9 protein-coding genes, 1 tRNA gene and 1 pseudogene are annotated in these 9,662 nt (G+C 65.5%); 7 read left to right on the plus strand and 4 right to left on the minus strand.

Going from position 1 to position 9,662, the window contains the following annotated elements; translation table 11 throughout:
* Positions 1-362: 362 nt before the first annotated feature.
* A complete protein-coding gene (locus tag M3461_03770; GenBank protein MDQ3773542.1) occupies positions 363-1,112 on the minus strand; it encodes an O-antigen ligase family protein in 750 nt (249 codons plus the stop codon).
* A gap of 144 nt (positions 1,113-1,256) precedes the next feature.
* The gene (locus M3461_03775) at positions 1,257-1,745 is read right to left on the minus strand and encodes a hypothetical protein (protein MDQ3773543.1); all 489 of its coding nucleotides are present in this window, start codon (positions 1,743-1,745) and stop codon (positions 1,257-1,259) included.
* 114 nt (positions 1,746-1,859) lie between these two features.
* On the opposite strand from M3461_03775, the pseudogene M3461_03780 reads away from it, so the two are divergent.
* Positions 1,860-2,377 (plus strand): annotated as a pseudogene (locus M3461_03780) (sulfotransferase).
* A gap of 24 nt (positions 2,378-2,401) precedes the next feature.
* Positions 2,402-2,794, plus strand: coding sequence for a hypothetical protein (locus M3461_03785; protein ID MDQ3773544.1), 393 nt, complete (start codon positions 2,402-2,404; stop codon positions 2,792-2,794).
* A gap of 136 nt (positions 2,795-2,930) precedes the next feature.
* Here M3461_03785 and M3461_03790 read toward each other — a convergent pair whose 3' ends face one another.
* Complete coding sequence (locus tag M3461_03790) at positions 2,931-4,043, minus strand: aminopeptidase (protein MDQ3773545.1); 1,113 nt, start codon at positions 4,041-4,043, stop codon at positions 2,931-2,933.
* A gap of 309 nt (positions 4,044-4,352) precedes the next feature.
* Here M3461_03790 and M3461_03795 point away from each other — a divergent pair, with 309 nt between their 5' ends.
* The 5 genes from M3461_03795 (at position 4,353) to M3461_03815 (ending at position 8,020) form a co-directional block, all read left to right on the plus strand.
* Positions 4,353-5,231, plus strand: a complete 879-nt coding sequence (locus M3461_03795) for a sulfurtransferase (protein MDQ3773546.1) — start codon at positions 4,353-4,355, stop codon at positions 5,229-5,231.
* A 34-nt stretch (positions 5,232-5,265) separates the two neighbouring features.
* A complete protein-coding gene (locus M3461_03800) occupies positions 5,266-6,273 on the plus strand; it encodes a biotin--[acetyl-CoA-carboxylase] ligase (protein ID MDQ3773547.1) in 1,008 nt (335 codons plus the stop codon).
* The gene (locus M3461_03805; GenBank protein ID MDQ3773548.1) at positions 6,273-7,010 is read left to right on the plus strand and encodes a type III pantothenate kinase; all 738 of its coding nucleotides are present in this window, start codon (positions 6,273-6,275) and stop codon (positions 7,008-7,010) included. The genes M3461_03800 and M3461_03805 overlap by 1 nt, the downstream gene beginning before the upstream one ends.
* Positions 7,007-7,927, plus strand: a complete 921-nt coding sequence (locus M3461_03810; protein MDQ3773549.1) for an SPOR domain-containing protein — start codon at positions 7,007-7,009, stop codon at positions 7,925-7,927. The genes M3461_03805 and M3461_03810 overlap by 4 nt, the downstream gene beginning before the upstream one ends.
* 19 nt (positions 7,928-7,946) lie before the next feature.
* A tRNA-Thr gene (locus M3461_03815) sits at positions 7,947-8,020 on the plus strand.
* Here M3461_03815 and M3461_03820 read toward each other — a convergent pair.
* On the minus strand, positions 7,984-9,447 hold the full coding sequence (locus M3461_03820; GenBank protein MDQ3773550.1) for a pyridoxal-dependent decarboxylase: 1,464 nt from the start codon (positions 9,445-9,447) through the stop codon (positions 7,984-7,986). The two genes, M3461_03815 and M3461_03820, sit on opposite strands and share 37 nt — an antisense overlap.
* Positions 9,448-9,662: the final 215 nt, after the last annotated feature.

Consider the following 9,662-nt stretch of genomic DNA (forward strand, 5'->3'; position numbering starts at 1 on the left):
GGATGGGCGTCCTGACACCAGCCCCCACCTCTCTCAGCACGGGATAGAACCGGAAGGGGTGAGCCCCTGCGTTGCACACGTGCCACCGTTCGACCGGCCAGGCCGTGCCGTCGGTCGTCATCCCGATGAGCGACATGTCGATATCGTCCGGCGCCCATCGCAGCAAGCCCCGGATGAAGGTATCGATGCCGCCCGGGACCAAGCCCCATGGGATCGGTCGGGAATACGATGCAGGCTGAAACCCGGTCGCGAGCGCCGGCATCCAAGATGACCCTCCCCACGACGACTTGCCGGTCGCTTGCTAGCAGCCGCTGTCCTGCCGGGCGCGCATGTCCCCGAGACACCGCCTAGGGGTCGGCCCGCTAGCGATCATGACGGATGCCGGCGCCGGCCGCGTTGCGTCGCGGCGTGACAGGCCACTTGGTAGCAGGACGAGCCGGTTCCGAAACCGGACGCGTCTCGAGGGCGGGAGCCGCGCCGGGCTCGAGACGGCGCTGCGTCCCGGCACGACCGGCCTCCAGGGCGGTGCGCATCATGACACCGCAAAATGCCCAGATGTACAACCACGAATTGAACATGTTGACGAAAAAGATGGCGAAACACACTGACAAGAAACCGACCAGGAATGCCCCCAGCTCCGCCTGCGAATCGCCCGTCGCGCGATCGATAGCGCGACGCGTGACACGGATCACGCCCCATAGCAGGCTGAAAAATATCATCAACCCGATGATGCCGAGCTCGAAGAACACATCGAGGTAGGTATTCTGTGCCGCCACGTCGCTCAGTTTCTTCGCCAGCCCCCAGCCGTACCCGAACACCAGGGTGACAGGCTCTCTCAATAGTGTCTCGACGAGCTCGGTCCAGTTGTTCGAACGCCCCGAGCTCACGGTGGCCAAATCGGACGATGCCGACTTGTTCACGAAGCGCTCGATCGGCAGATCCGAAAAGCCGATGCTGGCAACCGTCAGGGTCACGCCGATCGCCACGGTGAGCGCCGCGATGATCTTCACCATCCTTCCGGCTCCGAGGTGATGCCGCAGGAAGGACAGGCCGGCCACGAGCCCCAGCGTCAACCCCACTATGGCGCCCCGCGAGGTCGTCAGGAGGATCACCGTGAACGTCGCCAGCGCGCGAATGCGTACCCCACGCGCTCGGCGCCACGGGAAATAATGGCCAGGATGGCCATGGTGGGAAGGAACAACAGCGCGAATGCCGCGTACTGGTTGGATTCTCCCAATGGACCGCTGACCCTGCTATCATTGGCGAATGATCCCGAGGTCGGGAATGTTAAAGGCGTCGATCAAGGTGAGCACGTTTCCGGCGATGATGAGCCAGATGATACGTTTCATGACCCAACGGGAATCGTCGATCGTGACGACTCCATAGAAGAAGGCCACGAGGAATGCGTACCGGTCGATGAGAAGCGACTTGATTTGCATGAGGCTCTTGAGCTCACTGAAATCTCCACTCCTGGTCTGGTATAAGAGTTCCAAGATATTGGCACGCGTAAAGAAAGCCCAGGTAATCAAGACATAGACTATCAACGCAATGAAGGGCAGGTGCAGATCCGGCAGCTCGATTGTCGTTGGTTTGGTGTCGAGTATCGAATTCAGCATGACGCCAAACAGGAACAGGTAAAGTATGATGTTCTTGGCGCTCAGACCGCGAACCAGCATGAGATCGATCCCCAGTGTATCGGCGGTAAACAAGAGCGCGAACAGAGCGAGTAATATTGTCCTTCTCATCGCCTCGACCTACGGAACCACGATCCCATGACCTCCCCGATGAGCTCCTCGATCGACGCTGCGAGCGCCATCGGACCGGTGTTCCTCGTCGGAATGAACGGGTCCGGAACCACCATGCTGCTGCACAGTCTCGGGAACCACCCGGACCTGTACGGTTGCAAGAGAGAAACGCGCGTGCTCCCGCATTTTATCGCACATCTGCACCGGTACGATACCCTGGGTGATGACGACAACTTCTTGCGCCTGATGCGGGACATCTACGCGCTACGGGCGTTCCGCCAGCTCAACGGCGGCCACCCCGTCCCGCTGCCGGAGGACTGGGCCACGATGCCACGCGACCTCGCGAGCATCGTCGATACCGCCTTCCGCTACTTCGCCGTGAAGGAGCACAAGAAGCGCTGGGCGGACAAGACGCCGATGCATGCGCTCCACATCACCGCGTTGGCCCGCCTGTTCCCATCCGCTCGCTTCGTGCATGTCATCCGCGATGGCCGCGACTCGGCGGCCTCGTTCCATCGACGCTGGCACCGCACGCCGGAGATAACCATCCATCGCTGGAAGACCGTGTGCGCGAGGCGCGCCGGCAGGGGATGGGGGTCGGGGATCGGTATTTCGAGCTCCGCTACGAGGACCTGACCCGGGAACCCGAGGTGTGGATGGAGCGCGTCTGTACCTTTCTGGGACTTCCGTTCTGTGCCGGGGTCTTGCAGTCTCGCCAGCCCTGGATGGCGGCGGCAAAGAAGTCGCAGGCGCCGGGGATCGTTCGCAACTCCGGTAACTGGCGCACCTATTTCAAGCCCGGGACGATCGCGGATCTCGAATCCATCGCCGGATCCACCCTGGCCGCCTGCGGATACGAAACCGCGCGCCCGGCCTCGGATCGAGATCCTCCGAAGGTCGTGCGTCTCGGTTGGATGATACGGGACTACCTCGCCCAGGGGACACACGACTTGCGGGCCATGGCCAAGCGACGTGACTTCGGCGGCATCGCCGAGCTCCGGCAACGGGCCCGGGACGCGTTCAGGCAGCTCTGGACCATGAAGTATTGACGCGGCGCCGGCCCGCCCTGGCATCGCGCGGCCACTCTCTGGGTATAGCCTTCTGTTATAGGGGGATACCGGGTGCGTTACGGGCCGTCGACCGGCATCGCGTGGCCTCGCGACGGGCAGCGGTGACAAATCCGGGCTAGGAGGTCCGCCGGACCCCGGCTGGCGCGAGGGCGTCGGTCACGGGTTCGTCGGCAGGGTCGCGGACGGTCATTCTGAAATGGCAACTTTCGCTAAGGCGAGCGCCCGGTTGCGCGAGCGCAGCCAGGCAGGCCTTGCGCACCCACGGATCGAGCCGTCCGATAGCGCGGGCCAGGCCGAGGAACGGTTCAAAGCGCCCGTCCACTGCATCGAACAGGTTCTCCAAGGCCTGAACGTGCTCCCTGTAGGTGACCAGCGAGGACAGTTTGGCGTTGTTGAGCCCATGGCTCATCCAGGCGTCATACCCATCGTAACCTCCCCAGGTTGCTCGCAACGCTGTATAAGCTTCCTTCAACTCGCTGAAGACCCTGGCCTTGTCCGCACGCTTTTCGAAGGCATTTCGATTCGACGCGTAGAGTCGCTCCAGTTTCCCGCGCGTCGCGAAGACCAGAGTGGCAAACTCGTCTCTATGCCTCTGCTCGGCCTCGAAGGCCTCCAGTGCAGTGTGCCTTCCGCCGTGTTTCAGCCAGTGGCGCACGCCTTCGAAAGCCACCGTCGTGGCGAAGGCCTCGTTGAAGGCGGTGTCGCCGGAGGCGTAAACCGCCTGGTGGGCGAGCTCGTGGAACATGAGCTCGGCGAGCCCCAGATCGTTCCAACGCAGCATGGCGCTGGTTACCGGGTCCTCGAACCAGCCCAGGGTGGAATAGGCCGCTACTCCCCCGACGTATACGTCGTGGCCTGCGTGCGAGAGAAACTCCGCGGAGTGTCGGGCCCGCCCCTCGGAGAAGTAGCCATGGTAGCTCAGGCATCCGGCCACCGGGAAACACCAGTGCAAGGGCTCCAGGGAGAACTCCGGGGTGGCGAATACGTTCCAGGCCACGTAACGGCGATCGACGTGCACATAGGTCGAATAGCTGCCGTTGTGCGGGAGGCCGAGCGCCTGGCTCGCGAACCGGCGTAGCGCCAGTATCAATGCCAATTTATCCCGGACCGCCCTGGGGGTGCGGGGGTTCCCAACCACGGCGTCGATCGATGTCCGGCTCGCCAGGAGCGCGAGTTGCCCGGTCACGGACTGGGCGTAGTAGTCGGAGCACGATGACAGCGTCGCCATCCCGATCAGGCCCGGTAGCAGGCAAAACCTAAGAAACCGTCGCATGGACCATTCCCGCCTCGCCCCGGAGGGCTCGCGCTTCGTCAAGGAGGTAGTGTCAGGCATTCAAGGCAATGAGACGCCCCGGGTGTCTTCAGAGCGTCCTCTGGGAGGAGCGTTATAATGACCCAGTGGTCATATACAAACGTTGCGTGCAATAAGCGTGCGCCGAGAGCATCCATCGCGGCTCTACGAGCTGACAGTAACGCCACATGAAATCCTTGTCGGTGCGACAGCACACATAGTTCTCTTCCGGTGACGCGCTGAACCATGGATCGATCCCCCGCTCCATACCAGTCTATCGTCACCTGCGAGACCTTATCACGGTATGTGGGCGATCCCGGCTGGGTGGTCGTCGATTGCCGCTTCGACCTCGCCGATCCCGAGGCAGGGGGGCGTGCCTATCGCCACCGCCACATCGCGGGGGCGGCCTACGCACACCTCGACCGCGACCTCTGCGGACCGCCGGTGATCACTAGGGGACGCCACCCACTGCCCACCGCCGAGGCGCTGCAGGCGACCCTGGGGCGGCTCGGTATCGACAAATCGCGCCAGGTCGTGGCTTACGATGACACGGGGGGGGCGATGGCGGCGCGGCTCTGGTGGTTGCTGCGCTATATGGGGCACGGAGCGGTGGCGCTCCTGGACGGCGGTTGGGGCGCCTGGGAGGCGCTGGGCTTGCCTACCGCCACCGGTGAGGAACACACGGCAGCGCGTGTGTTTCTAGGCGCACCCCGTACGGAGTGGCTGATACGCATCGATCAGGTCTCCGATGCACCCCTCCTGATCGACTCGCGAGACCCTGCCCGGTATCGGGGCGATGTCGAGCCCTTAGACCCGGTCGCCGGTCATATCCCCGGCGCGGTTAACTATTGCTGGAAGGAGAACCTCGATGGGCAGGGGAGGTTTCTGGCCCCTGCGACATTGCGGGCCCGGATCGAGCGGTTCCTCGCAGGGACCCCGTCCCGCGAGGCCGTGTTTTACTGCGGTTCCGGGGTCACGGCCTGCCATAACCTGGTCGCGGTGGTGGATGCCGGGCTGCCCGCAGCAAGGCTCTATGCGGGCTCTTGGAGCGAGTGGTGCACCGATCCAGGGCGCCCCGTGGCGCGCGGTCCGGCGCCGGAATCGGAGGACACGCCGAGCTCTTAGTACTCTGTATTCACAAATACGGGGCAGACACGATATGGGGCTGGACGAAGACGTACCGAATGTGCTGTTCCGGCTGCTCGGGCCGGGCCCGGCGTCCCCGCTCCCGGACCTGGCGCGGCGGCTCTCGGTGTCGACGGCGGTCATCGCGGATCTCTTGACGCGCTGGCAGATCGAAGGTCTGCCGCTCGCCGGGGCCGGCCACGACTCGCCGCGGCTCGCGCCGGGATTCGAGCGCCTCGACGCCGAGCGCATCCGCCGGGAGCTGGACCCACGGACGTGCGCCTGGCACCGTCGTCTCGACTGTCATGCCGAGGTGACCTCGACCAACCAGGTGCTCCTGGACCGCGCCCGCGAACAAGCGATCGACGGCCACCTGTGCCTGGCCGAGCATCAGCGTGCCGGCCGGGGACGCCAGGGCCGTCCTTGGTCGATGCCGTGGGGGGCCGGGCTGTGCCTGTCGCTCGGCTTTCGTCTGGACCCGATGTCCACGCCTCCTGCTTGCCTCGGGATCGCCGCCGGTATCGGGGCGGTGCGCGCGATCCGGCGTACCGGCCTCGCCGCCGCCGGCCTCAAGTGGCCCAATGACATCCTGCTCCACGACCGCAAGCTCGGCGGCATCCTGGTGGAGACACGGGTGACGCCGTCCGGTGGCGGGATCGCAGTCGTCGGGATAGGCATCAACGTGGCGTGGCCCCCTTTTTTATCTAGTTTTGGGGCTCCTCCGGGCGATCTTGGCCAACCGCACATCGATATCAGAACCGCCCTGGGGCGGGAGGTATCGCGCAACGCGCTTGCGGCCAGCGTGATCTCCGAGGTCCGTGAGGTCTTGCACGCGATCGAGGACCACGGGCTCGAAACGCTGCGAGCGGAATGGGGGGCATACGACCTGGTCGTCGGCAGACCGGTCCGCGTGCTGTCATCGGAGGGTGAGGTCACCGGGGAAGCACGCCGACTCGATCCCAGCGGCGCCCTGATCGTCGCGGTGGGACGGACCCTGCGGCGTTTCCATTCCGGGGAGGTGAGCCTGAGGCTAGGGCCGTGATGCTGCTCGTCGATATCGGGAACAGCCGCATCAAGTGGTGCCCCTACGATGATCGGCTGGCGACCCTCGGCCCAGTTCAAAGCGCCGGAACCGACGATCTGGAAGCGGTCCTGGCGGGGCATTGGAGGCTTCTCCCGAGACCCGAGCGGGTGCTGATCTCGAATGTCGGCGGCCCGCTCCTCGGCGCCCGCTCCTCGCGCTGGGTGGAGGAGACCTGGGGCCTGATCCCGACCTTCGCTGCCTGCGGAAACGCGGCCTTCGGGGTCGAAAATGGCTACGAGCGGCCGCGCCAGCTCGGGGTGGACCGGTGGCTCGCGATGCTGGCCGGGTGGCGGAGATCCCAGGGCGCGGTGTGCATCGCCGACTGTGGGACGGCGGTAACGGTGGATGCCTTGTCCGACCGGGGTCGGCATCTCGGCGGGCTCATCCTCCCGGGCCTCGCACTCATGCGGCGTTCGCTCGCGCACGCCGCGGCGGGGCTCGCCGCCGTGCAGGGCGGCCGCATCGTGCCGCTGGCGCGCAGCACCGAAGATGGCATCGCCTCGGGCAGTGCCTGCGCCATCGCGGCGTGCATCGACCGGGTTGCGGCGGCGCTCCAGGAGCGTTACGGTCAGGTATCGTGCGTCCTGAGCGGCGGGGCGGCCCGAGAGATCGCAGCGCTCGTGCAGCACACCCCGGCGCTCATGCCGGACATGGTCCTGCAGGGACTCGCGATCTGGGCAGGAGGGGAACGATGAAGTGGTGGTGCGTGGGTCTTCTGGTCCTCAACGTCGTCTATTTCGGCTTCGAGTACAATCATCACCTGAGCGATGCCGTCCTCGCAGAGCGATCGCCCGACGTCGGGTTCCCGGCCGGCACCGCGACCCTCACCTTGGTGCAAGAGCGTCCCGAGCCGCCGCCCTTGCGCGCCGCACCGGGTGCCTCGCTGAGCCCAGCCTCGCAACCGGACACTGCACCGGCGGCCCCGCCGCCGGTAGCCGCGGGCGCTGGGCACACCGAGCCGGCGCCACCGCCACAGGCGGCTGAACCGAAGGGCCCACAGCCCGAAACCCCGGCGCCGCAGGCCCACGAGCCGAACGCCCCAGAGTCGAAGGCCCCAGAGGCGAAGGCCCTAGAGTCAAACGCCCAAGAGTCGAATGCCCAAGAGTCAAATGTTGTATCGCCCGAGGCGCTATCCCGGGCCTGCGCCTCGATAGGGGCGTTTGCCAGCGCCGAAGAGGCGGATAAGGCCCGGCAGCGAATCGAAGGCCCCGGCACGCAGATCCGTCGGCGCACCGAGCAGGAGGTGTTCGCCAAGCGTTACTGGGTATATCTCGACAACCAGGGCTCCGAGGAGCTGGCCAGAACCCGGCTCGCGGAACTGGCCGCCAAGGGCGTGGAGGATTTTCTGCTGAACCGTACCGGAGACCCGAAGAACGCCATCTCGCTCGGGCTCTACAATACCCCGAGCTCGGTCCAGGCGCGCGTATCGGCGTTGGAGCGGCAGGGGATTCATCCCGCGATCCAAGAACGCGACCGGACCCGTGAGGTGTACTGGCTCGACGTCGCCGCTCGCCAAGAGGTCTTGAACCGGACCAAGGCAGCGCTTTCGAACGGGCCCAGGGTGGTCTCGGTCGGCTGCGACACGATTGCCCTCGGGGGCACCCCACCCTAGAATGGCCGGAGTCCAAGCAGCCCCGATAGTTAAACGGCATAACCGCTGATTTGTAATCAGCCATTGGGGGTTCGATTCCCTCTCGGGGCTCCACGGATCATTCCCTCGCGCTCGAGCTCTGCCGCAGTCTCCTGGATCGTCTGCCAGGCCGCCCGGACGTGCCGGTGCTCGGTATGCGTCTGGCCGACGCACAGGCGCAGCGTGTAGCGGTTCCGCAGGATCGTGTGGCTCAGGTACAGCCGGCCGCCGCGGTTGAGCCGATCCAGCAGGTCGCGGTTGAACGCATCGCCCCTCCGATGCCGGAAGCACACGAGATTCAGAGGCGGCCTGACGCAAAGCTCGAAACGCGTCGAGTCCGCGACCCAGCGGGCGAATTCCTGCGCGAGCTCCACATGGCGCCGGATGTGGTGCCTGAGGCCCTCGATGCCGTAATGGCGGATCACGAACCATAGCTTCAAGGCACGGAAGCGCCGTCCGAGCGGCACCTGCCAATCACGATAGTCGAACACCGCGCCGGACTCGCTCGCCTGGTTGCGAAGATAATCGGGCAGCACCGAGAGCGACTCGATGAGTGCGCGCCGATCCGCGACATAGAAGCAATCGCAATCGAAATTGGTGAACATCCATTTGTGGGGGTTGAAGCAATAACTATGGGCAAGTGCCATCCCCGCGTGGAGATAGCGGTACTCGGGGCAGATCGCCGCGGTACCCGACATGGCCGCATCGACGTGCAGCCACAAGCCCGCCTCGCGGCACACCTCGCCGATTGCCGGGAGCGGATCGATGGCGTTCGAGGAGGTCGTCCCAATCGTGGCACAAACAAAGAACGGGAGCAGCCCCTGCGCGCGATCCTGAGCGATGCGCCCGACCAGTACCTCGGGGCGCATGGCGAAGCGCTCGTCCACCGCGATCCGGCACAGCCCGTGGCGCCGGAGCCCCGCGATGCGTACGGCCTTGTCGATCGACGAGTGCGCCTCCGTCGAGGCATAGCACACGAGCCGACCATCGCTGCCCTCGTCGCTACAGCGAAAATCCGTCGCCCGCCCGCGCGCTGCGAGGAGCGCGCACAGCGTGGCACTGGAGGCCGAGTCCTGGATCACCCCGCCGCCCGGCCCGTCGGAACGAAACCGCAGGGGTAGACCCAGCATCTCGATGAGCCAGTCAAGGACGCGGGTCTCGAGCTCCGTGCAGGCCGGGCTCGTGGCCCACAGCATGCCCTGCACGCCGAGCCCTCCGGCGAGCAATTCGCCCAGGATCGACGGTCCGGAGGTATTGGCCGGGAAAAAAGCGAAGAAGTTCGGCGACTGCCAGTGGGTGATGCCGGGTAGGATCAGCCGGTCGATGTCTGCGAGGATCGCCTCGAAACCCTCGCCGTGCTCCGGGGCCTCGGGCGGCAGTGAACGATACACCTCGCCGGGCGCGACCTGCGAGAGGACCGGATAGGACTCGACGCGCGCGTAGTAATCCGCGATCCAGTCCACGACCGCACGGCCGTAGTGGCGGAATGCCTCGGGGCTCATATGGAAGCCGTCCTGGGGCGGTATCGGTCCGCGGGCACTCATGTCCCTGTAGCCCCGTGGGACGGTCCGAGGCGCTGCCGGATCCTAACTACATCCGCACGTCGCATCGATCCGCGTTAGACCTGGTTCGTGATCAGCTCGACGATGCGCTCGGAGGCGCGCCCGTCCCACAAGGGTGGGACCTTTCCGGTCTTACAGTGCCCGTTCAGCGCCTC

The sequence above is a fragment of the Pseudomonadota bacterium genome (genome assembly GCA_030860485.1).
GTDB lineage: Bacteria > Pseudomonadota > Gammaproteobacteria > JACCXJ01 > JACCXJ01 > JACCXJ01.